Here is a 25,494-nt window from a genome sequence, read left to right as displayed (position 1 = left end):
TACTTCTCCAAGTTGATTCCCTCCATGAATCTGTTGAAAACCAACACCGGATCGCAAATATCCAGAAAATCTGAAATATATAGTGGCAAAATTGCCTGTTTTGGTTTAGAATAATTAGTGGTTGAATTTTTCATTGGTTATGTAAATTTTACCACAAAAGGAGGTCCGCTGACTCGAAAGAGTCGGTGGACCTCCTTTGTTATTTGGGTCTGTGTTATTTCACAGCCCCTTTTTTTGAAGCCTGTAACGACTTAATATTCTTCAGCCATTCTCTTATAGAATTTATATCTCCGCATGGCAGCAGCTTCTGCATCCGTAAAGAGCTGATCTGCTACTTCAGGGAAGGTACGTGTCAGGGCAGCATAGCGTGTTTCACCCATAAGGAATTCACGATATTTGCCATTCGGTTCTTTGGAATCGAGGCTGAACGGATTCTTGCCTTCTGCTTCCAGTGCCGGGTTGTAGCGATAGAGCGGCCAGTAGCCACATTCGACAGCGTTTTTTTCTTCGATCTGGGCTGTGCTCATGCCTTTAACCAGGCCGTGGTTGATGCACGGGCTGTACGCCAGGACGATGGACGGGCCATCATAGGCTTCGGCTTCCTTCATGGCTTTCAGCATCTGTGCCGGGTTAGCGCCCATGGAAACGGAAGCAACGTAGATGTGACCATAGCCGATCATGATGCGGCCCAGGTCTTTCTTATTCGTCCGGCGGCCGGCTGCTGCGAACTGTGCCACAGCACCCTTCGGCGTAGCCTTCGAGGACTGGCCGCCTGTATTAGCATACACTTCGTTATCGATAACGAGAACGTTGAAGTTTTCTGTCGTAGCCATGACGTGATCGAGACCGCCATAACCGATATCATATGCCCAGCCATCGCCGCCGACGATCCAAACGGTCTTCTTGGCAATGTGTTCTTTATGAGCTACGAGATACTTCACTTCTTCACCAGCCTGGCCGGCGAGCTGTGCTTTTTCCAGTTCAGCAATCAGGTTAGCGCTGATCTGTTTCGTCGTTTCGCCTTCGTTATGGCAGCCATAGGAATCGAGCCATGCTTTGACAGCTTCCTTCAGCGTGCCTTCATCGATCAGGCCTGCCAATGTTTCCAGGTGGTTCTTAATATCTTCGCGCTGCTGATGCAGGGACAGGTAGAGACCAAAGCCGAATTCGCCATTATCTTCAAAGAGGGAGTTCGTCCAGGCTGTACCATGACCGTTGGCATCCTTAGACCAAGGTACGCACGGCAGAGCGGCTGCCCAAGCCTGCATACAACCAGCCGGTGTAGCAATGAGCATACGGTCGCCGAAGAGCTGTGTGAGCATCTTGACGTACGATGTTTCACCGCAGCCTGCGCAAGCGCCGGAGAATTCGAGATACGGTTTATTGAACTGGCTGCCTTTAACGCTGAACTTATCAAGACCGGTGTCTTTGAAGCTCAAGGTCTGTGCATAATCCCAGTTAGCAGCTTCTTTACGCTGTGTATCGAGCGGTTCATAGTCAAGAGCCTGTACCGGGCAAGTCTTGATGCAGGTGCCGCAGCTATAGCAGTCGAGCGGGGAAACCTGAATGCGGAACTGATAATTTTCCAGGCCTTTGCCAACGGCTTTCTTTGTTACAAAGTCTTCCGGAGCAGCTTTTACTTCGGCTTCATCTAAGAGGTACGGACGGATAGCAGCATGAGGACATACCATGGAGCACTGGTTACACTGTACGCACTTCGTTACATTCCAGACAGGAACGTTGACAGCAATACCACGTTTTTCATAGGCTGCACTGCCAATCGGATAGTCGCCATTTGCATAGGGCAGGAATTCGCTGACCGGCAGATCGTCGCCTTTCTGGAGGTTCGAAGGAACGCAGATCTTCTTGACGAAATCAGGCAGGTCCTTGCCCGTATCGGCTACAGCTTCATCCTTGGCATCTGCCCAGGCAGCCGGAACCTTGACTTCAACAACACCGGATACACCGCGTTCTACGGCTTCGCAGTTCATGTTGACGATCTTTTCACCCTTAGCCGAATAGGTCTTGACGATGGCATCTTTCATGTACTTCACGGCATCATCAATAGGAATGATGTTTGCAAGCTTGAAGAAAGCTGCCTGCAGGACCGTATTGGTACGATTGCCCAAGCCGATTTCCATAGCAATCTTCGTGGCATCGATAATGTAGAAGGAAATATGTTTCTGCGCAATCTGGCGTTTGACGCTGGCTTTCAGGTGTTTATCCAGGTCATCTACGCTCCAGCTGCAGTTGAGGAGGAAGATACCGCCATCTTTAATTTCGCCGACAATATCGTAATCCTGAATATAGGCTTCTTTGTGGCAGGCAACGAAATCAGCCGATTTTACATAATAGGTAGACCGGATAGGTACGTTACCAAAACGCAGATGCGATTTTGTTACGCCACCGGATTTCTTCGTATCGTATTCAAAATAAGCCTGTACGTACTGGTCCGTGTTATCGCCGATGATCTTGATGGAGTTCTTGTTGGCGCCAACCGTACCGTCAGAGCCAAAGCCCCAGAACTTGCAGCTGACGATGCCTTCGGTCTTGAAGTCCATCGGTACGAGAGGAATGGACAGGTTCGTAACGTCATCTTCGATACCAACCGTGAAGTGTTCCTTCGGCGTATCGCTCATGAGGTGTACAAATACAGATTTAATATGGGACGGCGGAACGTCCTTAGAGGACAAGCCATAGCGGCCGGCAATAATCATGGCCGTGCGGTCAGAATTCTGGAAGGCTGTGCAGACATCTTCATAAAGCGGTTCGCCAATAGCACCCGGTTCTTTCGTGCGGTCGAGAACAGCAATGCGTTTTACCGTCTTCGGCAAGGACGCAAAGAAGTGTTTCAGCGAGAACGGACGATAGAGGTGTACCTGGAGATAGCCGACTTTAGCGCCTTCGGCCGTCATGACATCGATGCATTCCTGAATAGCGCCGGTAACGGAGCCCATGGCGATGATGACGTATTCCGCATCAGGAGCGCCATAATAGTTAAACAGCTTGTACGAACGGCCCGTATATTCGCTGATCTTGTCCATGTAATCCTGAACGATATCCGGAAGTTTATCATAGTACGAGTTAACAGCTTCACGGTTCTGGAAGAAGATATCCGGGTTGTTAACGCCGCCGCGCAAGGACGGACGGTCCGGATTGAGGCCTTCATGTTTAAATTTGTAGAGAGCATCACGATCGAGGAGTTTGCCTAATTCTTCATGCGGCATGACTTCGACTTTTTGAATTTCGTGGGATGTACGGAAACCATCAAAGAAATGAAGCATTGGCAGGCTGGCTTTAATGGCCGACAAATGAGCTACGCCGGCCAAATCCATGACTTCCTGCACACTGCCGCTGCAGAGCATGCCCCAACCGGTATTACGACAGCCCATGACGTCCGAATGGTCACCAAAAATGGAAAGGGCGTGAGAGCCTACAGAACGGGCAGCTACGTGAAGGACAGCCGGTTTGCACGTAGCAGCAATACGGTGCATAACAGGGATCATCAGCATGAGGCCCTGGGAAGCCGTATAGGACGTGCCCAAAGAACCGGCTTCGACAACGCCGTGCAGCGCGCCGATAGCGCCTGCTTCAGCCTGCATTTCCATGACCCGGACAGGCTGGCCAAAGAGGTTTTTCATACCGTGAGAAGCCCAAACATCAACGTGTTCCGGCATAGGAGAAGACGGGGTAATTGGGAAAATTGTTGCAACTTCTGTAAGCGCATACGATACGTATGCAGCTGCTTCGTTGCCATCCATAGTTTTCATCAATTTTTTGCTCACTTTTAAACATCTCCTTAAAAATAAGTTGGGATAATATGAGAGTGATTTAATTTTATAAACTACATAACAAAAAAAATAACTAGAGCTTAATTTAAACGTTTAATCTCTCTATCTTCATTATAGCAAGGTTATTTTTTTTTGCAATTCAATTGCGTAAATAGTAATCTTCATTATACTCTATTGCGATATATGCATACAAGAATCCTATTTAAATCATCCCTTTTCGGTATACTTTATAGACTAGACATATACCTTTCAAGAACTTTTTGAAATACAAAGGCGTAAAATTCTCTATATGCCGCCCTTCCTCTGTAAAAATAATAAAACAGATAGTATAATATGATTTGTATAAAGTATAACCCGTCATTTTTCTGTATCATTGTGAGGTACTATGGTAAAACCTATACAACTTTTCTCTGCCCTCGTCTGTTGCTGTCTCTTTCTCGGTGGCTGCGGCCCTGCGTCCCAGCCGGCAGCTACAGAAAAAGAAGCCCCGCCAGCAGTGGCAGCGCCAGCAGCACCACCGGCTATTAACGCCGACTCGGAAATGCTCTTTCAGCAGGGCCTGGCAGCATATAATCAATTTCATTACGATCAGGCCATTGCCTTGTATGATAAAGCACTGGCCGCCGATAGCAAAAATTACAAGGCCCTTTCCGGTAAGGGCATCGCCTTGGTCATGCAGGGTAACGGCAGTAATGACAACGAAGTCAAACAAAGCATTGCCTGTGTCCGCCAAGCCCTGCAGATAGCACCGGAGTACGTGCCTGCCTATTACGACCTGGCTTTGGCCCTCAAGATTGACAAGCAATATGACGAAGCCATCGCCTGGTTCCAAAAAGTCATTGCCAAGGAACCGGATAATACGTGGAGCTATTACGGAATTGCCACAATTTACGGTGACCAGGGAAAAGCCAAGGAAGCCGTTTCCTATCTGAAGCAGGCCGTAGCTTTAGACCCTGAAAATGTACGCCAGGCCGCACAAAACCAATCACACTTCGATAAAATCCGTAGCGATCCGGAATTTAAAAAATTAATCATCCAATAAGGAGGCAGTAACATGGACAGATCTGATATGATGCACGTCATGTATGACAAAAAGGGACCGGCTGTAGCCAAAAACTTCGAAAAGCGAGGCTTTGCTGCGTGGTACTGTCCCACTGTGGAAGAGGCGCTGAAGCTGGCGCTTTCCCTGATCCCGCCGGAACATGTCGTCTCTTGGGGCGGCTCCAGCTCGATCAACGACATAGGCCTGCGGCCTTACGTATTGGAACACTACCAGGTGATTGACCGGGATACGGCGAAAACACCGGCAGAACGGGCTGAAATTATGCGCCAGGCCCTTCTCTGCGACACCTTCATCATGGGCACCAACGCCGCCGTGGAAACAGGGGAACTGCTCAATATCGATGGCAACGGCAACCGCGTAGCAGCCCTTGCCTACGGGCCGAAGCAGGTGCTGGTTATTGTCGGCATGAACAAGCTGGAAACGACGCTGGAAACGGCCTTTGCCCGGGCTCGCTCTACGGCGTCAGCCATTAATATCAACCGCTTTGCCGGTTCCCAGACGCCGTGCTATGTCACCGGCATGTGTGGCGACTGTAAGAGCCAGAGTACAGTATGCCGCCAGATTCTGCGCACACGGGCCTGCAATCCTGCCGGCCGCATTAAAGTCATTTTAGTAGGTGAAAATATCGGTTTTTAACGGTATTCTATAATGCCGTATATTATAAAAGGAGGAATGACCAATGGATCGTTCTGATATGATGCATGTGATGTATGACAAAAAGGGCCCGGCTGTGGTCAAGAATTTTGAAAAGCGCAATTTTGAAGCCTACTACTGTCCCACAGTGGAAGAAGCACTGGAAAAGGCTATTTCCTTAATTCCTGCGACGGATGTCGTATCCTGGGGTGGTTCCGTCTCGATTGCTGAAATCGGCTTGCAGGAGTATGTAAAAAAACACAATCCCGTCATCGACCGGGATACAGCCAAAACGCCGGCTGAACGCGTTGAAATTATGCGCCAGGGCCTGACCTGTGACACCTTTATTATGAGCACCAATGCCGCCACAGAAGATGGCCAGCTTTTCAACATTGACGGCAACGGCAACCGCCTGGCAGCCCTCATGTTCGGTCCACGCCAGGTCATCATCATCGCCGGTATGAATAAGGTAGAACCGACCCTCGAGGCAGCCATTGCCCGGGCCCGTTCTACAGCCGCTCCCATCAATGCCCAGCGCTTTGACATGCAGACGCCGTGCAAGGTAAACGGCATGTGCGCTGACTGCCTGAGCCCGCAGAGCATTTGCAACCAATTCGTCCGCACGCGCCGCAACAGCGGCCCCAAAGGCCGGATCAAGATTATCCTCGTCGGGGAAAACCTCGGCTTCTAAGGCTTGCCTGTATATAAAAAGAAGGACTGTGAACGCGCAAGCGTTTCGCAGTCCTTCTTTTTATATACCGATCAATAGGCTTCTTCTGCTATTTCGCAGAGGATATGGCCGATCATAATATGCATTTCCTGAATCCGTGCCGTAACCTGCGCCGGTACAGCCAGGCAAATATCACACAGCTCTGCCATCTTGCCACCGCCAGCGCCGGTAAGTCCGATTACCTTCAGGCCCTTGCGCTTGGCTAGTTCTATAGCAGCGACGACGTTTTTGCTGTTCCCTGACGTAGAAATGCCGATGAGAATATCACCGGCCTGGCCCAGGCCTTCTACTTGACGGCTGAATACCGTATCGTAGCCATAATCGTTGGCTACAGCAGTCAGAACCGACGTATCTACGGTAAGCGCAATAGCCGGCAAGCTGCACCGTTCCTTTTGAAAGCGGCCGACAATTTCGGCTGCCAAATGCTGGGAATCGGCAGCACTGCCGCCGTTGCCACAAAAGAGCAGTTTATGACCCTGAGCCAGGGCATCCCGGACGAGGGCGCCTGCTTTTTCAATATCCGGAATCAGGCTTTCTGTCGCAGCCAGCACGGCTGCATGGTCTGCCATACGTTCTTTCACTATGCTCATCACTAAATCAGCCTCACTTTTTTTCAGCATTTTCGACAATAAAGCGCACGTCTCCCGTATCAGGACGGATGACAGCACCGTGGAAGCGCACCGTATCGGGCAGGTAGGGGTTCTTTTGCAGCTGCCGTACAGCTACCCGGACGCTTTCTTCGCTATCACAGACAGGATCGGCCCAAGCCATGAGCCGCGGTTCCAGCTCTTCGATGACGGCGGCCGGAATACCTGCTGCCGCCATTTTTTCACACAAGCTGGCTGACGTCGTATGCAGCATACCACAATCGTCATGTCCTATGACGAGAATGTCCTCTACGTGCAGTTCATATACGGCCACCATGAGACTGCCAATGACACTGTCAAAGCCACGGCCTGCCGTATTGCCTGCTACTTTAATGATATTGGCATCGCCCCGTTTGAGGCCCAGAGCCGGTTCCAGCAAATACAGGAGCCGCGCATCCATGCAGGCTAATACAGCCAGCTTGCGGGCCGGATATTTACTGAGCTCCGTAATTCCGCTTGCTGCGTGGTCGGTAACAAAGGTATGGTTTGCTTCCTTTATGTATGACACTAAATCTGACACGACGTTCGCCTCCTTCAGAGAATACTTACTGTGAAATGCCGGACAATAAGCGTTTTGCCTGAATATATGCGTCTATGCTGTCAGCCACCTTGCGTCCTTCGCGCATAGCCAGGACGACGGTCTGCGGTTTGTGCACGATGTCGCCGGCAGCAAAAACACCGGCCATGCTGGTCATGCTGTACGGTCTTTCTGCCGTCACGATATATCCGTCCCGGTCCGTATCGACGCCAAAGTGACGGATGACAGACGTTTCCGGCTTATTGCCAATAGCGGCAATGATTTTATCAGCCTGTACGGTGCCAAATTTCCCTGTCGGTACCATCGTAGCATCTTCAAGGACTTCCTGTTCTTCATACTGCAGGCCTTCTACATGATCAGTCCCGACAACGGCCCGCGGGGCCGCATAGAACCGGAAGGTAACGCCATCTTCCTTGGCCTCTTCATATTCCGACGGCAGGCATTTCATATTTTTCGGGCCCCGGCGGTAGACAACCTGTACGTCTGCCTGTAAGCGCTGGGCCGTACGGGCCGCATCAATGGCAACGTTGCCGGCGCCGACAACGACGACGCGGTCGCCAGCCTGAACCGGCAGGTCCTGCAGCGCAAATTCCCCTAACTGCACCTGTTCTACCTGGCGCAGGAACTGGGCTGCATCGATGACACCGTCGAGCTGGTCATTTTCAATATCGAGTTTCCAGCATTCCATGGTCCCTACGGCAATAAATACGGCTTCATAGCCTTCCTGGAACAGGAGTGCAAGATCTTCCTTTTCCCCCAGTTTTTTGCCGTACTGGAAGGAAACGCCCAGACGTTCTAACGCTGCCACTTCACGCAGAATGAGTTCTTTATGCAAACGGAACGTAGGGATACCATAGGTCATCGTACCACCGGGCTGGGAGGCCGCTTCAAAAACCGTCACGTCGTAATCCTTCTGGGCCAGCGTGCGGGCTGCTGCCAGGCCGGCAGGACCGCTGCCGATAACGGCGATACGGCCATTGCTCTTTTTGCTTGCCTTTTGGGGTAAAAGACCTGCATCCATGGCTGCATCGGCTACAAAGCGTTCCAATTTGCCAATTTGTACGGGCTGTCCCTTTTTATTCAGGATACAGGCGCCTTCACACTGCGCTTCCCGCGGACAGATACGGCCGCACAGGGCCGGCAAATCACTACGATGATATATATGTGCAGCGGCCGCGCCAAGATTGCCTGTCGTAAGCTCATGAATAAACTGAGGAATTTCATTTTCTATGGGACAACCCTTACGGCATTGTGGTACACGGCAATTGAGGCACCGTCGTGCTTCTGTAACAGCTTCTGAGAAGGTTAAATCCGTATCCCGAATAGGTTCATCATGAAAAAAAGCTAATGGCTTATCTGTTTCTGGCATGCAAAGCGACCGCCCTTCCTTATGGAGTATCTATACAATAAAATATGAGGTACAATAAAAAAAATGGTGCGCCCAAGATGACTCGAACATCCGACACGCAGTTTAGGAAACTGCTGCTCTATCCAGCTGAGCTATGGGCGCACAGCAGTACACCAAAAAGGTGTACGTTCTCATACTACCATAAAAAAAGCTAAATGTAAATCATTCTTTCCGCCCCTTCTCGCGGCCGTTGTCACCACTCCGGTCATGCCGTATAATGTACATAATTCACAAAAAAAGAAGGTATCCTATGCTTAACTTATCACGACTTGCAACAGAACAACGCAATGACCGTACCACACACATCGATCATGTATCTACCCTGGAAATGGTACGCATGATGAATGAAGAGGACAGTCATGTCGCCATAGCCGTCCAACAGATTCTTCCGGATATCGCCCGGGCTATTGACGTGATTACAGCACGTCTCAAAAAGGGCGGGCGTCTGTTCTACATGGGTTCCGGCACGTCCGGCCGTCTGGGTGTCCTCGATGCAGCCGAATGCCCGCCTACCTTTTCTACTGCTCCGGAATTGGTACAGGGGCTGATTGCCGGCGGTCAGGCAGCCATGTTTACCGCCCAGGAAGGAGCTGAAGATTCCGAATATCTGGGCCAGCGCGACCTGGAAAACAAACGCCTCGCAGCCTGCGATGTCGTCGTCGCGCTCAGCGCCTCGGGCCGTACGCCCTACGCCATTGGCGGCCTCCACTACGCCCGCAGTGTCGGTGCTGCCACCATTGCCCTCGATTGCTCGCCCCACTCCCATCTGGGCAGCTGTGCCGACATAGACCTTTGTGTCCTGCCGGGGCCGGAAATCATTACCGGCTCTACGCGCCTTAAAGCCGGGACGGCCCAAAAAATGATTTTAAATATGTTATCTACAGGCACGATGATCCGCTTAGGCAAGGTATACGGTAACCTCATGGTCGACGTAAAAGCGTCTAACCAGAAGCTCGAAGACCGGGCCTGCCGCATCGTCATGGCGGCTACAGGCTGCACGGAAGATACAGCCCTTACAGCCCTCGAAGCCAGCCAGGGACAAGCAAAAACGGCCATTGTCATGGTGCTTCTCGAGGTACCGGCAGCGGCAGCTGCTTCGCTGTTAGCCAAGGCCGGTGGTTACATCGACAAGGTGCTGCCTCCGGACGGAAAGGACGGCGCCCATGGACTATAAAGAACTGGCCCGGCAGATTTATGAAATTACCGGCCCTGCTGACAATATTACGCAGGCCTATCACTGCATGACCCGCCTGCGCCTGCAGGTAGTGGACGAACATTTCACGAAGGCCGACTTAGGCCGCCTGCGTGGCGTCATGGGCATCAACAAGGCCGGCGATGAATGGCAAATCGTCCTCGGTCCGGGTAAGGCCGCCCAGGTGACGCAGGAATTTCTTGCCCTTTTGGAGGCAGAACGAAAAAACGGTCCTGCTGCGACCGTATCGGACCTGGCTGCCCGGGCCAGCGTCGGCGATGGCCAGGCCCTGCATGAGGCAATCCGCCAGAAAAATGCCACGCCGGCCAAAAATGCCTTAAAAAAGATCGCCCAGATCTTCGTCCCCATCATTCCCGCCTTTATTGCCTGTGGTCTCATTACGGGCCTCCTCAACGTGTTCTTAAAGGCCGCTCCGGAGTTGGCCGCGTGGCCGGCAGTTCAAGTTTTGGCCGTAGCCGGCAACGCCGCCTTCTGGGGCCTCAACATCTTTGTCGGCATCAATGCAGCTCGCGTCTTTGGCGGTGCTCCCATGCTGGGCGGTGTCATGGCGGCTATCCTGTCCCACCCGGCTTTAGCCAACATTACGCTCTTCCACGAGCCCCTCGTCCCCGGCCGGGGCGGCATTATTGCCGTCATCCTCGTCGTCCTTTTCTCGTCGTGGCTGGAAAAGAAGCTGCACCGGCTCATTCCCGACACGTTCGATCTCTTTCTCACTCCGTTTCTCGTCGTCGTCATTTCCACGGCTGTCGCCCTCTGTATTTGTCAGCCCGTCGGCGGCTTCCTCTCTGAAGGCATTGGCTACGCGGCAACCGAATCCATTGGCCGCGGCGGTGCCCTGACAGGCTTTATCCTGGGCGGTACCTTCCTGCCCATGGTCATGCTGGGTATCCATCAGGGACTGACGCCGATTCACGCCGAGCTTCTCTCGCGCTACGGCGTGACCATTCTCCTGCCCGTCCTGGCCATGGCCGGTGGCGGCCAGGTAGGAGCGGCTGCGGCCGTATATCTAAAGACCAAAAACAAGGCCCTGCGGCGCACCATTGCTTCGGCCCTGCCCATTGGCCTCATGGGTGTCGGCGAACCTCTCATTTACGGCGTTACCCTGCCCTTGGGCAAGCCCTTTATCGGCGCCTGTATCGGTGGTGCCTGTGGCGGTGCCGTCCAGGCTGCCTATATGGTCGGTGCGTCGGCCCTGGGTATTTCAGGACTGCCCCTGGCAGCCAGCACGGATCATATTGCCGTTTACCTGTGTGGCCTGTGCGTTGCCTATCTGACAGGGTTTATTGCGACGTGGTTTATTGGCTTTGACGATCCAAAGGAGGATGCACTCCTATGAGAACAGGTATTTCCCTCTATCCCGGCCTGGACCGGACGGCCGCCGAAAACAAAGCGCTCCTCGTAAAAGCCGCAGAGCTCGGTATAGACCGTGTCTTTACGTCCTTGCATATTCCGGAAAGCAATACGGTTGTCCTGCAAGAGGAAATGGCCGGCCTCCTGCAGACGGCACGGCACTATGACCTCGATGTCATTGCCGATATTTCTCCAGCCGCGGCACGTCTTCTTGAACTGCCCGCCCTGACGCCCAAGGCCTTGCTGGATTTGGGTATTACGACAGCCCGCTTCGACTACGGGTTCGACGTGCGTAAGATTGCCTTCTTCAGCCACTTCATGGGCGTACAGCTAAACGCCTCTACCCTGCGGCCGTCAGATCTGGCCGCCTTGCGTGCCGCCGGCGCCGATTTTCACCGGCTCGACAGCCTGCATAATTTTTACCCCCGGCCTCACACGGGCCTGGGAGAAGACTATGTACAACGGCAAAACCAATGGCTGCAGGGAGAAAAAATCCGGACGGGCCTCTTCATCCCCAGCCAAAGCGGCCGCCGGGCGCCCTTTCACGCCGGCCTGCCGACACTGGAAAAACATCGCACCATGACCGTAGAACAAGCGGGCCGTCACGCCATCGCCCTGGGCACAGACTCGCTCTTCATTGGTGACGATGGCCCTTCCTTGGCAGAGCTTACTGCTTTGGCCGCCAGCGGCCGCGAAGAAAAGGGCTGCATCGTCTTGCGGGCCCGCCTGATAAGCCACGATCCCTTCATCCAGGATCTCCTCAGTACGACCCTTACGTCCCGTCTCGATCCGGCCGCTGACGCCATCCGCGCACAGGAAAGCCGTATCCTTTCCAAGGGCCAGGCCATCAGGCCTGATGAAACGGCCGGTATCGCCATTACCTGTGGCGATGTAACCGTCGATAACGATGGCTATGGCCGCTACAAGGGCGAAGTACAGATCAGTCTTGTGGATCAGGACGGCGATGGACGCACGAATAAAGCCGCCGTCATTCTAGAGGAAGACCGTTTTCTCTTGTCGTATATCCGGCCGGGCAGCAAATTCCGTCTGGTCCTCAGCAACTAAGGCAGGCTGCCGTTGCCGGCTACGTTCGTCCTTGTGTTTCCCCGGCTGCACACGTATACTATATGTATATAACATATACATTCTGAAGGGAGTGACCCTAGTGAACACAAAAGTAGTTGTTCTTAATGCCGGCAAAGTAAACTATGACGGCCGCATCGATTTTTCCATCCTCTCAGAGGACACGGTCATTTATGAAGACAGTACCTTAGCCGACGTCCTGCCCCGCATCGCAGGAGCTGCTGCTATCGTAACAAAGGAAATGGTATTACCGGCCGATTTGGTACGCCAATTCCCGGAATCGGTCCGCCTCATCGTTGAAGCCGGTACAGGCTATAACAATATACCGCTTGACGCAGCCAAGGAAAAAGGTATTACAGTCTGCAACATCCCGGCCTATAGCACACAGCGTGTCGCTCATACGGCAATTATGCTGCTCCTGGCCTTATCGTCGACACTGCAGGTACAGCTGGCCATGCTGCAGCGCGGTGATCGTACAAATTTCACAAAATGCCTGCAGGTACCGCATTACGAAGTAAATGGCAAGACCCTGGGCGTCATCGGTGCCGGCCATATCGGCAAGGAAGTCATGAAGGTAGCCTGGGCCCTCGATATGGAAATTCTCGTCTATACGCGTACACCACGGCAAAACGAAGACCATATTACCTACACAGATTTGGAAACCGTCCTGCGCCAGAGTGATTACGTCACCCTGCATTGCCCGTTAAACGATCAGACCCGTCACCTGATCAATAAAGAACGGCTGGCACTCATGAAGCCGGCGGCGTTCCTCATCAATACGTCCCGCGGGGCCCTCATCGATGAAGCGGCCCTGATCGATGCCTTACAGCACCACCGTATTGCCGGCGCCGGCCTGGATGTGCAGGAAACGGAACCGCCAGCCGGCACGAATCCGCTCTATACGCTGGAAAACGTCATCCTCACACCGCACATGGGCTGGAAAGGCCAGGAAACACGGCAGCGTCTCTTAGGAATCATTCACGACGATATCCGTTCTTTCTTTGCCGGCACACCTATCAATGTCGTCAGCCAATAACCTCATACGCAGCCGTTACCAGGCCCCGGACCTCTTCCGGGGCCTTATTTTTTTCTCTTCCGCCCTTATAACAGATCATTTATAGGCCGGATTATGGTATAATAAGCATATATATTGTTTAGTAAAGGGGGAGGATAGTATGCTCATTACACGTACGAAAAAAGCGGCGCTGGCAGCCCTGGCAGCCCTGGGTTTTGCCTTTGCGCCGGTACCTGCGACCATGCCCGTCCAGGCCATTGATCTGAGCACCATTGGTACCATCGCGTCAGCCGGTGCGTACTACGTCCAGTTGAACAAGCAGCTTAGCTATTTGGATAACGAAGGCCGTAACGCCTATATGGACCAGGTCAAGGAAAAGTACGGCGTCAATTCGGATCCTGCAGCCAATGCCATGACGGCGCGGGTCATGAACCGCCTGTCTGCCGCCATCGCCAAGAGCGATCCATCGATCCTGAAAAAGCCCTACAATTATTTTGTCAATAACGATACGAGCTTTAACGCGTTCTGCACGATCGGCCATAATATGAGTGTCAATATCGGCCTCTTTGCGCCGCTCAACTACAACGAAAATGAAGTGGCCTTTGTCCTGGCCCACGAAATGGGACACGGTCAAAAGAATCATGCCATTAGCGGCGTCAAGAAACGCATGCCTCTTGACCTCTTAGCCTCTATTTACGGCTCCGGCGGCGGCGCAGCCCAGCTCGGCTCGGCGATTTTGAACCAGATCGGTACGGCCAACCTGATCACGAAACCCATGGAAAAAGAAGCCGATGCCCTGGCTTTCAACTATGCCGTTCAGGCCGGCTACAACATCGGTGGCGGTGCAGCCCTGTGGCAGCGTTTTCTCGATCAGGGCAGCAATGTCAAAACGAGCGGCGTCATGGAACTCTTTAACGATCATCCGACAACGGTCAGCCGCCGCGATACATACAGCGAAGACATTACCAAATGGAGCAACAAGGTCGTCGCCGTCAATACGGACACGGGCATGATCACCCTGCACGGCAAGGATTTCTATCAGCCTAAGGACATTTCCTCCATGAGCGGCAAGGAACAGGCCTACCTCATTGCCGGGAACCTCGCTGCCGTCTACCATACCAACAAGAAACCGAGTGCCAACAGCGTCTACGTCAACAGCAGCAACATTCTCTGCATCGGCCAGCAGCCTATTATGGACCTGGCACCTGTAGCCAATCCGTCTGCCGTGACAGCTAACCTGAAAAAACTATTATAGCCGTATTTCTGCCGCCGGCAGAGCAGCCCCGTGTCGCTCTGCCGGCGCTTTTCTTGTTCACACAGTTTCTGCCTATGACACAGGGAAAGAAAAAATTTTGCCTAAACTGGCCGGTTCCGGAACTTCACGTTTATTACATTACATGATAGAATAATTGCATAGGAGGAACTATCATTATGAATCAAGAAATGAAATTAGCTGTGCTCATCGACGCCGAAAATATTTCGACAAAATACGTAGATGTCATTCTGTCCGAAGCCAACAACCTGGGCGACGTCATATACAAACGCATTTATGGAAACTGGACGACCCCGCAGATGGCCTCGTGGAAAACGACGATTTTGAACAATGCCATCCAGCCGATTCAGCAATACAGCAATACGACAGGAAAAAATTCCACCGATTCTGCCTTGATTATTGACGCCATGGATCTCTTGTACAAAAATACCCTGGACGGGTTCTGTATCGTTTCTTCCGACAGTGATTTTACCCGGTTAGCTTCCCGCCTCAGGGAATCGCAGAAATATGTATTAGGCATGGGAGAAAGCAAGACGCCCCGGTCTTTTATCTCGGCTTGCAACAAGTTCCTGTATTTGGACGTATTATTGGAAGAAGCCGAAAACGAAGCAGAAAATACAGAACCGGAAGTAAGCGAAGCCAAGCCGGCCACTGCCGGCGAAACCGTTGTCCCCAGCCCGGCTGTTGAAGAACCGGTCAAATCAGAAAAAACGTCAGGAAAGAATTTCCGCACGATCCGCCAGGCCCTGATCAAACTGACCGAAGAAAACTCCGACGATAACGGCTGGATTTTCTCAGGTACCTTAGGAAATCTGCTGACCAAACAGTTTTCTGATTTTGATGTCCGTAACTTCGGTTACAAAAAATTCGTTCCTTTTATTGAGTCTCTGGATATTTTTGAAGTAAATACCATTACAGACGACAAAAATAAAACGGTAAAGCATAATTATTTCAAACTAAAACCGGTGCACCGCCATCATCATGCGCCGTCGTTACGTCCCCGCAAGCGGACAAATAAACCTTGAGCACCCGGTTGCCGTAGTCGCCGGAACCGCGGGAAAGGATCTTCCTTATGAACGAAGAAACCAAGACCCAGGCAGCACTGCAATCCATTATCGAGCGTCGTAATAATTCGGCCATTGCCATTACTGCCGATCTAGCCAACGAAAATCACAACAGCATTTGCCGCATTGCCCTGGCCTGGATCGGCCAAACGCAAGCCCAAAGCGTTTCCTATCTGGTAAAACCACCAACAGAGGACTTCAGCAAGAGCCGTAAGGTAACAGCTGCCATGGTGGCAGACAGTCCGTCCTTTGCGACGGTGTGGGACCAAAACATTCTGCCCTTGTTAAAAGGCGACGTCCTCGCCTTTTATGACGCAGAAGCCATGCTGGAAATTCTTAAGAGCAGTTATGAAACGTCAGGAGGTTCTTTTTTCCTGCCGGAAATGTATATCCGGGATCTCCATTTTTTGGCCCTGACGTACTTGCCCAGCTTAGGCAACGTTTCCTTTCTTTCGATCGTTCACCGCCTGCGTTTATCGGCCGACCTGGATAACGCCGCCAGCCGGGCCGTCGCCTGTACGTGTGCCTTAGACCGCTTGCAGCATCTCTATCCGGCCAGTGGCTACGGCGTTCCCCTGTCTATGGTTCTCGCCGGAGCCTTGCGCTTATCCGTCCCCAGAGAGCCGGAAAAGCCGGATCCCGATGAGGACGAGGCAGAACCCCTGACCTTAGGCGCCAGACTGGCTAATGCCAGCCGCATCAGCCTGATCCCCATTCTCTGTATTACCCTCTGCCTCTTTGCCTATTACGGCTACCGCCATGCACAGGCCCAGAAAAACCATGTCGATTTCTCTTCCTACTCTACGACGGAAACCTTACAGAAGGAAAAGAAACCACTGCCTAATTTCAAGCTAGGGGCAACCTATACGGTGCAGCAGGGTACGTATGTCGTACTCGATGATAAAGACATCAGCCTGTTTATTGCCGCCGCCAAAGACCGCGATGCCAATAAGATTCAGGCTATGATCCAGAACCACCGGGTCATACTGTTTTCCCAGGTCACCCATATTGAGGTAACCGGCAGCACCCGGGGAAACGGCTTTGTCCCCATTAAGATCATTGAAGGCGTCTACACGGGAAAAACAGGCTTTATTGCCTTCAGTATGATTGATAAACCAAACAAATAGAAAAGCGCTTGACCAGGCCCTGCAGGCTCTATGCCCAGGTAACCGGTCAAGCGCTTTTTTACTTTTTCGTCAAATCTGCATGGAATACTTCTTGTCCCAACGTTTCCAGCCAATACGTTACCAGGCGCCGGTATTCGGCCTGATTAGGCTGCTGAATAGCCGCCAGGACATATTTCATGAAGGAGCCGGCCCAAGCGTAGCTGAAGCGTTCAAATTTCCCTTCGCCGGCATGGGGCGTCACCTTTTGAAGCAGTGGCAAGTAGAGCTCCTGCGTCATCGTGAGGAGCTTTGCCGTCACAGCATACACATAGCCTTGGCCTTTCTTCTCTTCTTCCATGAAGACCAGGGCCAGGTCTGCAGCGTTGCCGTCGTCTTTGGCGTAATCGATATGGTACATTTCCAGGGGCAGCTGCTTTTGCTGATCCGGTTTCAACAGCTGGTAGGCGCTGTATTTGATAATTTCATACATACGGTCGTCAAAGCCACTTTCCAGCTCCAGGATTTTTTCCCGCCATTCACCCCAGGTCAGGGCCGAACGGCAGCGATAGGCAGAAAAATCGGCTTCGCCGAGATACCGGTATACGTCGCCCAGGCTGACAGCAGTCTTGGGATCGGGCACGTGCCAAACCATAAAGTGGCGTTCCCTGTCAATATAGAGGCACGTCGTTTCTACATGGATTTTGGCTCCGCACTGGGGGCAGGTATAAAAAAATAAGTTTTCATCGTGCAGCAGCCGCTGCCGCAACTCCGGTGTTCTTGTACCGTCGATACAGTTCCACGTCGCAAATGCGCCTTGTCCGCCACAGGCAGGACAGGTCAGCTGCAGCGTAACAGAGTCGGTACCACTGCGTTGTTCTGTCATGATATATCTCCTTCACGTCTCGTATATTTCCATTATCTTAGCGGCCGTTTCTTCGAGCGCAACGATGCTCGCAGGACGTGCCTTATAGGCTTGCAGGACCTGCCGTACGGATACCAGGCGGTCTGCCTGCCGGTCCGGACTATTGTCACCTGCCGGGCGCAGGACTGTCAAGGCCAGGAGGGCTTCTTTCCAGATCGTTTCCGGTCCCGCTGCCTGTATATCACTTACCTTTTGCAGCCAAAAATACACAGCCGCCTTCGTGTAGGCACGGAGAGTCTTTGCCGTTTCACAAACCAAATCGATCCGCTGCAGGGCTGCGCCGGCTCCTACCAGGACGGGAATGGCAACAGCCGCTGCCCGGTTAGGCGGGATGCGTTTGTCTTCGATGCCGATAGGCGAAAAAGCTACGTACTGCATCTGTTTAGCCGTTGCCAAGGCCAAGCAAGAGCGATAGCACGATAAGAGGAGGGCCTCTTCCTGATACGCACCGCCGCGCCAGTACGGTGGTACTGTATGAATGACGTACCGTGCCGGCAGGTCATAGCCATAGGTCAAAACGGCTTTGCCCTCCTGGCAGCCGCCTAAGCTGCTACAGGCAGAACGGAAGGAAAGGCCCCCGGCCTGATGAATACGCATATCCAACGCACTGTCACCGAGCAGGCTTTCACTGGCAGAATTCACAATAGCATCGCATTTCCAGGTAGTTATATCACCGCAGACTACACGTAATTCCATAGTATCACACTTCCTTTGGCAGAACAAACTTTTAGAAATATTATATCACAAAACAGTACCTGTCCTGCATAGTATCTAAAAAGTAAGTACTTTACAGAATAGTTCGTAAACGGTATGATAAACCTATTATCCCTAAGGAGGTAAGGTAATGAAAGTAGTAGCATTTAATGGTAGTCCCCACGAAAAAGGAAATACCTATGAAGCCCTGCATACGGTAACAACAGAACTGGAAGCAGCCGGCATTGAAACAGAAATCATTACAGTAGGCAATAAAGTGATCCGCGGCTGTATGGCCTGTAATGGCTGCGCCCGCAATCGGGATGAACGCTGCGTCATGCACGATGACCCCGTCAACGAATGGATTCAAAAGATCAAAGAGGCCGACGGCATTCTGTTAGGTTCGCCTACCCACTTCTCGGCCATTGGCGGCACGATGAAATCGTTCCTGGACCGGGCCTTCTACGTAGCCTCTTCCAATAACGGCCTCTTCCGCCATAAAGTCGGCGCCAGTGTCGTAGCCGACCGTCGTGCCGGTGGTATTCCCGTCTTTGACCAGCTCAACAATTTCCTCACCTACTCGGAAATGATCATTCCTACATCGAACTACTGGAATGTCGCTTATGGCACCAAAGCCGGCGAAGTAACGCTTGACGGTGAAGGCATGCAGATCATGCAGGTTCTCGGACAAAACATGGCCTGGCTCCTCAAGGTATTGGCTGCCGGCAAGCCCTTCGTAGAAGAAAAGGGTCCCGCCAAAAAAGTATTTACCAATTTCATCCGCTAATACAAAAAGACGTTATGCCTGGGCATAGCGTCTTTTTTCAGTTTCATAGCAGCTGCTACACATCAGCCTGTACCATAAACAGGGGAATTGAACGGAAGAGCAGCTTATAAGGTGGTGTATATACCTGTTCATTCAGGCGCGGCGTAATCCGGATGTGCGTAAAGCCCAAGGGCCCTAAATGAGTCCGGTCCCATTCAGGCCGGCTGTGGCTATGGAAAAATAAGGTTTCCTGAAAGGACGCCTCTGTAGCCGCATCACCGCTATACGTATCAACCGGCGGGCCATACGTTTTCCGGTATTCCTCTTCGTCCCGTGCAATGGCCTGCCGTTCGGCTTCACTCCTGCGATAATACCAGTTCGCATCAAAATACAAGAGGCGACCGCCCGGTTTCAATACACGCCGCCATTCGGCAAAGGCCTTTTCCGGATCATAGAGAATCCACGTCACGTTGCGGCTCACCAGATAATCAAAGGAATGGTCTGGAAAATCGAGGGCATGAATATCCTTTTGCAAAAAGCGGGCTCTTACGCCTGCTTTTTTTGCGTTTTCTGCCGCTGTTTCTACCATAGCCGCCGAACAGTCCACACCGGTTACATCCCAGCCGGCCTGCGCCATGAGGATAGAAAAAAAGCCCGGACCCGTACCGATATCGAGCAGGGACCCCTGTTTCTGCGGCGCCTGAGCGAGCAAAATGGATTGCCAGACCGCGGCCTGGGACTGAAGCTCTTCCTGTACGATGCCGTCGTAGCCGCTGGCACAAAAATCCCAGCGCTTGCCTACGGCACCGGCCTGATTTGATAATTCCATACGCATCTCCTACTTAATAAAGGTACTGATGGCTTTCTTTAAATTTTCCACGGCCTCCAGGTCGTTGTCCCGTACGGCATCGACGATGCAGTGATCGATATGATCCCGCAGGATGACCTTGCCCACACTGACCAAAGCCGAATCGACAGCAGAAAGCTGGATCAGGATATCGCTGCAGTCCCGGCCTTCATCGACCATGCGTTTAATGGCTTCTATATGACCGCTGATGCGGGCCAGACGGTTCATGACCATGCGGGTCTGCGTATGGCTATGGTGATGTCCCGGCGTGTGCGCGTGGGCTATACCCTGGGCATGCAGGGCGGCGTGGCGTGCGTCCGGAGCCGGATCCCCATCCAGCTCGCGTGTCGTTAAAGGCGGATACTGGTCATAGGGCATATCCAGCCGTTTCACAGCTTTTACAAAATAAAATTCGTCCGTATCCATGGCGACGACGATGGACAAGCCGGCACTGATCAAGAGGTTAGCCAAAATATCCACAGGCGGCAGTACACCTGTATGTGGTTCTTCCGGCGCCTGTTTTTGCAGGCCGTTGACACGGCGGCGCGGCATATCGTGCATGAGCAGCAGCATGCCGCCCGGCTTGAGCGCTTCGGCCATCTTTTTAATAAATACTTCTTTGTGGTGTGCTACGTGCGGATAAAAATTAAGACACACAGCCGCATCATAGGTCTGGCCGGCCATCTTATACTTTAAAACATCCTTTTCTGTATACACAATGCCCTTTTTCGAAGCAAATTTTTCTTTTGCCTTGGCCAGCATTTGCCGCGAATAGTCCAGCTCCTCAAGCCGCCCTTCCGGGCCTACAGCCTCTTGCAGATACGGTATCAATATACCGGTACCGCAGCCTACGTCGAGCACAGAGGCGCCCTTTGCCAGGCCGGACAAGTGCATAAGCGTACGCAGGATTTCCGGATTTTCTTTCCGGTCCCGGTCCCACGTTTCCGCATAGTTTTCAAAAAATACGTGCTCTTTATCCATATCTTTTCCCTACCGTTTTCCTATAGTCTCACTGTTTATGATACGGGTGTACGAGAAAACTGTCAATGGAAAGACCGCGGCCATTAATGAGCAGCCTGGTCGGCTGCCTCCTTACGGCCATGGAGACAAAAGAGAGGTGCCATATCATACTTCATGTCAGGCGAGGTATGGACGAAGGGACGAATATCCCGTGTATAGCCACAGTTCTTGAAGCCAATGGACTCTACACAGCACAAATCCCATGCAGGGCGGCATTCCTTGCTGATCTGCAGTGCATCCTTCAGATCATCACATTCGCGTAACAAGGCCATATCGATGGTATGATGCACGTTTTCTTCTTCCTCGGCAGCGGCCGTGAAATGTACCGGTCCATAGTTGGCATCGAAATTAAGAAGCAACCCGCCGGGGCACAATACGCGGTACCATTCCGTATAGGCTGCTGTTACATCAGGCAGATTCCACGTCAGGTTGCGGGACAGGATAAGATCAAACTGATCGTCAGCAAAAGGCAGTGCCAGGGCATCGGCAACGTGAAAATCTACGTTTGCACCGAAAGCGGCCGCATTACGGCAGGCTTCTTCAATCATTCCGGTGGAAGAATCAACAGCCGTCACGGTATGACCGCAGCGGGCCATGAGAATCGCCAGAAACCCCGGACCGGTACCAATATCAAGAATCCGAAGCCGCCGGCCGGCTGGTAAAAACTGCTGAATATAGCGTTGCCACGCCAGGGCGTCACTGCTGGCCAGTTCCTGCTGCCGTACGGAGCTGAAAGCCCGGCTGCGCCGGTTCCAATAATCCTGAATCCATTCGTTAAGCTGTTCCATGGGTACTGCCTCCTCAAAACTCGCTATTTCTTTATCGTACTGAAGTCTTTAGTAAAAGTATACCTAATCTGGTATAGCTGCGCTATCCCCTATGGGGGCATACACGCATGGAAAGAGAAATTATTTTTCCTTTATTTTCTCCCTGCATCCCCCACCCAGGCTTATCATTTTTAGCCGCTATGCCGTATAATAACCATATGACTTACACGGGAAGGAGCTCCTCTTTTATGGGAAAATATATAGGCAGGCGACTGCTGCAACTGATCCCCATCGTCTTTGGCGTAACCTTTATTTCCTTTTTGCTCATGCATCTGGCCGTAACCGATACGGTCGATGTGCTCTATGAACAGCAAAGTGGTGCCAATGCTGCAGCCGCCGCAGCGAAACGGGCCGCCCTGGGGCTGGATCAAGGGTTCTTTACACAATATTGCCATTGGCTTTGGCAGGTACTGCACGGCGATATGGGACAGTCCTTCGTCACCAGCCTGCCCGTAAGTACTACCATGCTCAGCAAGCTGCCGGCCACACTGGAACTCATGCTCTTGGCTTTATTTCTGACTCTCCTCATCTCGTTGCCCTTAGGGACACTGGCGGCAATCCGTAAAGGCAGCATTTGGGATCAGCTCGCCCGGCTCTTATCGTTTACAGGCAATGCCCTGCCTGATTTTCTCTTTGCCCTTATCCTGTTATATTTTTTTGCTGTCAAGTGGCATTTCTTTTCTTTTCTCACGCCGACAGCTGACCGCTCACCCTTATTGCCGGCCCTGCCGCTGGCCTTCGCCATGACAGCTAAGTACTTGCGGCAAATCCGGGCGCTCCTCTTGGATGAATTGAGTAAAGAATACGTCCAGGCACTCCTCTGCCGGGGCCTGCCGTATCATTATGTACTCACGCACTATGTGTTCCGTGCTGTAGCAGCGCCGCTTTTGGCGCTCTTGGCCCTGTCGGCAGCGTCTCTGCTGGGCGGGTCAGCCATCGTCGAAACGATTTTCCTTTGGGATGGTGTAGGCAAACTCGCCGTCGATGCCATTATGCTGCGCGATTATCCCATTATCCAGGCCTATATGATTTGGATGTCTGCCCTGTACGTACTCTTTAACCTGGCCGCCGACATCATCTGCGCCTATGTAGACCCGCGCCTGACACTACGAAAGAAGGAGGATTGACCCATGGCGTCTCATAAAAGAAAAAAAATAACGCTGCTTCTGGGCCTCATCCTTTTGGGCCTCATCGCTTCCTGCCTGGCCGAGTATATATTACACTATTCGCCCTATGAACAGCACCTGTCCCTGGCGCTTCAGGGCCCCAGTTTCCAGCACTGGCTGGGAACGGATGTCTACGGCCGTGATCTGCTCGCCCGCACGCTGGCCGGGGCCAAACTGACCATCATTACGGCCCTTGCCGTGGCGCTCCTTTCAGCCCTCATTGGCTCCTGTATCGGTCTCTTTTGCGGCTACAGGCAGGGAAAGGCCGTAACCTGTCTGTTACGGCTGGCCGATATTTTTCTTTCCTTTCCCACCATGGTCTTTGCCATTGCCGTAGCGGGCATCCTCGGTGGCGGCACCTTTAATGCTGCCGCTGCTATCACCGCTGTCACGTGGCCCAAATACACGCGCCTCGTGCGCAATCTCGTCAGCCCCTTGCGCCGGGAATACTATATCGAAGCCGCCCAAATGAGCGGCTTTACGACAGGGCAAATCCTCTTTCAGCAGATTTTGCCGGAAGTAATCGGACCGGTCTTCATTACGGCCGCCCTCGATTTGGGTACGATCATTACGGAAATTGCCGGTCTTTCTTTCCTCGGCCTCGGCGCCGCGCCGCCGGCTGCGGAGTGGGGCTCCATGATGAGCAGCTCCCGCCTCTACATGCAGACCGCACCTTGGACGGTCTTCGTCCCCGGCGCAGCCATCGTCATTACGGTTGCCCTCTTCCAGCTCTTGGCCGATTCCCTGCGTGATTTCTTTGATACGAAGCTGGTGAGGTGAGACGATGAAACTAAAACAATTACTCGCCTTGCCCGTAGCTCTGCTGCTGGTCTTTTCCTTAAACGGCTGCGGCACCGTAACGGCGCCGGCGGCAACGGGGAAGGTCTTTCATTACGGCACCATGGCCTATGGTCCGGCCATGCAAAATGCCAGTACGGATCCGCACGATACGTATTGCGGCTGGAGCACCGTCCGCTACGGTGTCGGCGAAACGCTCTTTAAATTCGACGACCAAATGGGCCTTCGTCCCTGGCTGGCCCGGTCTTACGAGCAGGTCGACGACTATACCATCAAAATCAAGCTCCGCGACGATGTCGTCTTTTCTAACGGCAAGAAGATGACCGGAGAGGCCGTCAAAGCCTGTCTGGAGGATCTTCTGGCCCGCAACGACCGGGCGCCTCATGATCTGAAGATCGACGCCATGACGGCAGACGGCCAGACACTCACTATCCGCTCCCATGAGAAGATGCCGGACTTCATCAATTATCTGGCCGATCCCTATAGCGCCATCATCGATGTCGACGCCGGCATCCACGACCGCATTGCCATCGGCACCGGTCCGTACAAGGCCGTTCGCGTCGATGACCAGGGACTGCATCTCGTAAAGAATGAAAACTATTGGGGCCCTGTAAAGCCCAAGCTGGACGAAGTCCTAGTCTACAGTATTCCCGACGGCAATACCCTCACCCTGGCGATGCAAAGCGGCGAGCTCGATGCCGTACAAGGCCTGCCCTATGCCAGCTTACCGGCCTTTGAAAAGAATGGTGCTTACCGGATTCTTTCGTCACCTACGAGCCGTGTCTATCAGGCTGCCATGAACTATGACACACCGGCCCTGCAGGACCAGCGCGTGCGACAGGCCATTTGTCTGGCCATTGACAAGGATAACTTCGTCTCCGTCCTCTTGCGGGGAAACGGCCTCGTTGCGGCCGGGCCGTTCCCGGATACATTCCCCTTCGGCCAGGGCGTCCAAGGGCCGGCCTATGATCTGGAGCGGGCAAAGGAGCTCCTGCGTGAAGCAGGCTACACCCATACGGATAGGGACGGCTACGTAACCAAAGACGGCCAGCCCCTGACCCTCCGCTGGCTCACGTATACATCACGGCAGGAGCTGCCCCTTTTAGCAGAATACGCCCAGGCATCCCTGAAAAAGGCCGGTATCAAAGTAGACGTCAACGCTACGGATAACTACAAGGATTTCCTCAAGCGCGGTGCCTACGACATTTACGCCCAGGCCATCGTTACGGCACCGACAGGCGATCCGGGTTATTATTTCATGAGCAAGATCTATTCCGGCCAGCCTTACAACAACGGCCATTACAGCAGTCCCGTATCCGATGCGCTCATCGACCGCCTGAACAATACCTTTGACCGGCAGGAACGGTTCCGCCTGGCCCGGGAAATAGGCCAGCAAATTGTCAACGACGATGCCGTTTTCTACGCATCCTTTCTCAAGATGAGCGTCGTCATGAAAAAGAATGTAACCGGCTTTGCACCTCATCCGTGCGATTATTATGAAATCACACCGGAACTCGATATACACTAATAGAAGAACGAGG

The 25,494-nt window shown here is 52.6% G+C and carries 23 protein-coding genes and 1 tRNA gene; 14 read left to right on the top strand and 10 right to left on the bottom strand.

Annotated elements, in window-relative coordinates; translation table 11 throughout:
- Positions 1-251: 251 nt before the first annotated feature.
- The gene (gene nifJ, locus H8J70_RS09330; protein ID WP_288298662.1) at positions 252-3,785 is read right to left on the bottom strand and encodes a pyruvate:ferredoxin (flavodoxin) oxidoreductase; all 3,534 of its coding nucleotides are present in this window, start codon (positions 3,783-3,785) and stop codon (positions 252-254) included.
- Positions 3,786-4,176: 391 nt separating this feature from the next.
- Between nifJ and H8J70_RS09325 the strand changes: the two genes are divergently transcribed.
- The 3 genes from H8J70_RS09325 to H8J70_RS09315 are packed head-to-tail and all read left to right on the top strand — an operon-like array spanning position 4,177 to position 6,178.
- Positions 4,177-4,833 (top strand): tetratricopeptide repeat protein, encoded by a 657-nt coding sequence (locus H8J70_RS09325; protein ID WP_186503845.1) that lies wholly within the window; start codon positions 4,177-4,179, stop codon positions 4,831-4,833.
- Positions 4,834-4,845: 12 nt separating this feature from the next.
- Positions 4,846-5,490 (top strand): lactate utilization protein, encoded by a 645-nt coding sequence (locus H8J70_RS09320; RefSeq protein WP_186503843.1) that lies wholly within the window; start codon positions 4,846-4,848, stop codon positions 5,488-5,490.
- 43 nt (positions 5,491-5,533) lie between these two features.
- On the top strand, positions 5,534-6,178 hold the full coding sequence (locus tag H8J70_RS09315; protein ID WP_186503841.1) for a lactate utilization protein: 645 nt from the start codon (positions 5,534-5,536) through the stop codon (positions 6,176-6,178).
- A 71-nt stretch (positions 6,179-6,249) separates the two neighbouring features.
- On the opposite strand, the gene gmhA is transcribed toward H8J70_RS09315, so the two are convergent.
- From gmhA to H8J70_RS09295, 4 genes are all read right to left on the bottom strand, one after another.
- Complete coding sequence (gmhA, locus tag H8J70_RS09310; RefSeq protein WP_186503847.1) at positions 6,250-6,807, bottom strand: D-sedoheptulose 7-phosphate isomerase; 558 nt, start codon at positions 6,805-6,807, stop codon at positions 6,250-6,252.
- Positions 6,808-6,820: 13 nt separating this feature from the next.
- Positions 6,821-7,384 carry a beta-class carbonic anhydrase gene (locus H8J70_RS09305; RefSeq protein ID WP_186503840.1) on the bottom strand — a complete coding sequence of 188 codons (564 nt, stop codon included), beginning with the start codon at positions 7,382-7,384 and terminating at the stop codon, positions 6,821-6,823.
- 25 nt (positions 7,385-7,409) lie between these two features.
- A complete protein-coding gene (locus tag H8J70_RS09300) occupies positions 7,410-8,771 on the bottom strand; it encodes an FAD-dependent oxidoreductase (RefSeq protein WP_186503838.1) in 1,362 nt (453 codons plus the stop codon).
- Between the two features lie 64 nt (positions 8,772-8,835).
- Positions 8,836-8,912: transfer RNA gene (locus H8J70_RS09295), tRNA-Arg, on the bottom strand.
- A gap of 148 nt (positions 8,913-9,060) precedes the next feature.
- Between H8J70_RS09295 and murQ the strand changes: the two genes are divergently transcribed.
- From murQ to H8J70_RS09260, 7 genes are all read left to right on the top strand, one after another.
- Positions 9,061-9,984: an N-acetylmuramic acid 6-phosphate etherase gene (gene murQ, locus H8J70_RS09290; protein ID WP_186503836.1), complete on the top strand. Its 924-nt coding sequence runs from the start codon at positions 9,061-9,063 to the stop codon at positions 9,982-9,984.
- Positions 9,974-11,359, top strand: coding sequence for a PTS transporter subunit EIIC (locus H8J70_RS09285; protein WP_186503834.1), 1,386 nt, complete (start codon positions 9,974-9,976; stop codon positions 11,357-11,359). Before murQ ends, H8J70_RS09285 begins: the two co-directional genes overlap by 11 nt.
- The gene (locus H8J70_RS09280) at positions 11,356-12,438 is read left to right on the top strand and encodes a MupG family TIM beta-alpha barrel fold protein (RefSeq protein WP_186503832.1); all 1,083 of its coding nucleotides are present in this window, start codon (positions 11,356-11,358) and stop codon (positions 12,436-12,438) included. Before H8J70_RS09285 ends, H8J70_RS09280 begins: the two co-directional genes overlap by 4 nt.
- Before the next feature lie 100 nt (positions 12,439-12,538).
- On the top strand, positions 12,539-13,492 hold the full coding sequence (locus H8J70_RS09275) for a 2-hydroxyacid dehydrogenase (protein WP_186503830.1): 954 nt from the start codon (positions 12,539-12,541) through the stop codon (positions 13,490-13,492).
- A 139-nt stretch (positions 13,493-13,631) separates the two neighbouring features.
- A complete protein-coding gene (locus tag H8J70_RS09270; RefSeq protein ID WP_186503828.1) occupies positions 13,632-14,726 on the top strand; it encodes a M48 family metallopeptidase in 1,095 nt (364 codons plus the stop codon).
- A gap of 176 nt (positions 14,727-14,902) precedes the next feature.
- Positions 14,903-15,769 carry an NYN domain-containing protein gene (locus tag H8J70_RS09265; RefSeq protein WP_186503826.1) on the top strand — a complete coding sequence of 289 codons (867 nt, stop codon included), beginning with the start codon at positions 14,903-14,905 and terminating at the stop codon, positions 15,767-15,769.
- A 47-nt stretch (positions 15,770-15,816) separates the two neighbouring features.
- On the top strand, positions 15,817-16,935 hold the full coding sequence (locus tag H8J70_RS09260; protein WP_186503824.1) for a 3'-5' exonuclease family protein: 1,119 nt from the start codon (positions 15,817-15,819) through the stop codon (positions 16,933-16,935).
- Positions 16,936-16,993: 58 nt separating this feature from the next.
- Here H8J70_RS09260 and H8J70_RS09255 read toward each other — a convergent pair whose 3' ends face one another.
- A complete protein-coding gene (locus tag H8J70_RS09255; protein ID WP_186503822.1) occupies positions 16,994-17,797 on the bottom strand; it encodes a CpXC domain-containing protein in 804 nt (267 codons plus the stop codon).
- Between the two features lie 12 nt (positions 17,798-17,809).
- Positions 17,810-18,532 (bottom strand): macro domain-containing protein, encoded by a 723-nt coding sequence (locus tag H8J70_RS09250; protein WP_186503819.1) that lies wholly within the window; start codon positions 18,530-18,532, stop codon positions 17,810-17,812.
- Between the two features lie 148 nt (positions 18,533-18,680).
- Here H8J70_RS09250 and H8J70_RS09245 point away from each other — a divergent pair, with 148 nt between their 5' ends.
- Positions 18,681-19,316, top strand: a complete 636-nt coding sequence (locus tag H8J70_RS09245; RefSeq protein WP_186503814.1) for a flavodoxin family protein — start codon at positions 18,681-18,683, stop codon at positions 19,314-19,316.
- A 55-nt stretch (positions 19,317-19,371) separates the two neighbouring features.
- Here H8J70_RS09245 and H8J70_RS09240 read toward each other — a convergent pair whose 3' ends face one another.
- The 3 genes from H8J70_RS09240 to H8J70_RS09230 form a co-directional block, all read right to left on the bottom strand.
- On the bottom strand, positions 19,372-20,124 hold the full coding sequence (locus H8J70_RS09240; protein WP_186503813.1) for a class I SAM-dependent methyltransferase: 753 nt from the start codon (positions 20,122-20,124) through the stop codon (positions 19,372-19,374).
- A 9-nt stretch (positions 20,125-20,133) separates the two neighbouring features.
- Positions 20,134-21,123, bottom strand: a complete 990-nt coding sequence (locus H8J70_RS09235; RefSeq protein WP_186503812.1) for a metal-sensing transcriptional repressor — start codon at positions 21,121-21,123, stop codon at positions 20,134-20,136.
- Positions 21,124-21,206: 83 nt separating this feature from the next.
- Positions 21,207-21,950, bottom strand: coding sequence for a class I SAM-dependent methyltransferase (locus H8J70_RS09230; RefSeq protein ID WP_186503808.1), 744 nt, complete (start codon positions 21,948-21,950; stop codon positions 21,207-21,209).
- A gap of 227 nt (positions 21,951-22,177) precedes the next feature.
- On the opposite strand from H8J70_RS09230, the gene H8J70_RS09225 reads away from it, so the two are divergent.
- The 3 genes from H8J70_RS09225 to H8J70_RS09215 are packed head-to-tail and all read left to right on the top strand — an operon-like array spanning position 22,178 to position 25,481.
- Entirely contained in the window at positions 22,178-23,116 is a 939-nt protein-coding gene (locus tag H8J70_RS09225) for an ABC transporter permease (RefSeq protein WP_186503807.1), read from the top strand.
- A gap of 3 nt (positions 23,117-23,119) precedes the next feature.
- Positions 23,120-23,935 carry an ABC transporter permease gene (locus H8J70_RS09220; RefSeq protein ID WP_186503806.1) on the top strand — a complete coding sequence of 272 codons (816 nt, stop codon included), beginning with the start codon at positions 23,120-23,122 and terminating at the stop codon, positions 23,933-23,935.
- Between the two features lie 4 nt (positions 23,936-23,939).
- Positions 23,940-25,481, top strand: coding sequence for an ABC transporter substrate-binding protein (locus H8J70_RS09215; RefSeq protein WP_186503804.1), 1,542 nt, complete (start codon positions 23,940-23,942; stop codon positions 25,479-25,481).
- Positions 25,482-25,494 lie beyond the last annotated feature (13 nt).

The organism is Megasphaera hominis (genome assembly GCF_014269395.1).
Lineage (GTDB): Bacteria > Bacillota > Negativicutes > Veillonellales > Megasphaeraceae > Megasphaera > Megasphaera hominis.
This window is presented reverse-complemented; position numbering and strand designations above follow the sequence as displayed.

Coding starts and splice junctions, on each gene's coding strand:
- gmhA (WP_186503847.1), bottom strand. CDS start 6,807: ATGAGCATAGTGAAAGAACGTATGGCAGACCATGCAGCCGTGCTGGCT.
- H8J70_RS09250 (WP_186503819.1), bottom strand. CDS start 18,532: ATGGAATTACGTGTAGTCTGCGGTGATATAACTACCTGGAAATGCGAT.
- murQ (WP_186503836.1), top strand. CDS start 9,061: ATGCTTAACTTATCACGACTTGCAACAGAACAACGCAATGACCGTACC.
- H8J70_RS09270 (WP_186503828.1), top strand. CDS start 13,632: ATGCTCATTACACGTACGAAAAAAGCGGCGCTGGCAGCCCTGGCAGCC.
- H8J70_RS09230 (WP_186503808.1), bottom strand. CDS start 21,950: ATGGAACAGCTTAACGAATGGATTCAGGATTATTGGAACCGGCGCAGC.
- H8J70_RS09320 (WP_186503843.1), top strand. CDS start 4,846: ATGGACAGATCTGATATGATGCACGTCATGTATGACAAAAAGGGACCG.
- H8J70_RS09225 (WP_186503807.1), top strand. CDS start 22,178: ATGGGAAAATATATAGGCAGGCGACTGCTGCAACTGATCCCCATCGTC.
- H8J70_RS09245 (WP_186503814.1), top strand. CDS start 18,681: ATGAAAGTAGTAGCATTTAATGGTAGTCCCCACGAAAAAGGAAATACC.
- H8J70_RS09300 (WP_186503838.1), bottom strand. CDS start 8,771: ATGCCAGAAACAGATAAGCCATTAGCTTTTTTTCATGATGAACCTATT.
- H8J70_RS09220 (WP_186503806.1), top strand. CDS start 23,120: ATGGCGTCTCATAAAAGAAAAAAAATAACGCTGCTTCTGGGCCTCATC.
- H8J70_RS09325 (WP_186503845.1), top strand. CDS start 4,177: ATGGTAAAACCTATACAACTTTTCTCTGCCCTCGTCTGTTGCTGTCTC.
- H8J70_RS09285 (WP_186503834.1), top strand. CDS start 9,974: ATGGACTATAAAGAACTGGCCCGGCAGATTTATGAAATTACCGGCCCT.
- H8J70_RS09240 (WP_186503813.1), bottom strand. CDS start 20,124: ATGGAATTATCAAATCAGGCCGGTGCCGTAGGCAAGCGCTGGGATTTT.
- H8J70_RS09215 (WP_186503804.1), top strand. CDS start 23,940: ATGAAACTAAAACAATTACTCGCCTTGCCCGTAGCTCTGCTGCTGGTC.
- H8J70_RS09255 (WP_186503822.1), bottom strand. CDS start 17,797: ATGACAGAACAACGCAGTGGTACCGACTCTGTTACGCTGCAGCTGACC.
- H8J70_RS09260 (WP_186503824.1), top strand. CDS start 15,817: ATGAACGAAGAAACCAAGACCCAGGCAGCACTGCAATCCATTATCGAG.
- H8J70_RS09265 (WP_186503826.1), top strand. CDS start 14,903: ATGAATCAAGAAATGAAATTAGCTGTGCTCATCGACGCCGAAAATATT.
- H8J70_RS09315 (WP_186503841.1), top strand. CDS start 5,534: ATGGATCGTTCTGATATGATGCATGTGATGTATGACAAAAAGGGCCCG.
- H8J70_RS09235 (WP_186503812.1), bottom strand. CDS start 21,123: ATGGATAAAGAGCACGTATTTTTTGAAAACTATGCGGAAACGTGGGAC.
- H8J70_RS09280 (WP_186503832.1), top strand. CDS start 11,356: ATGAGAACAGGTATTTCCCTCTATCCCGGCCTGGACCGGACGGCCGCC.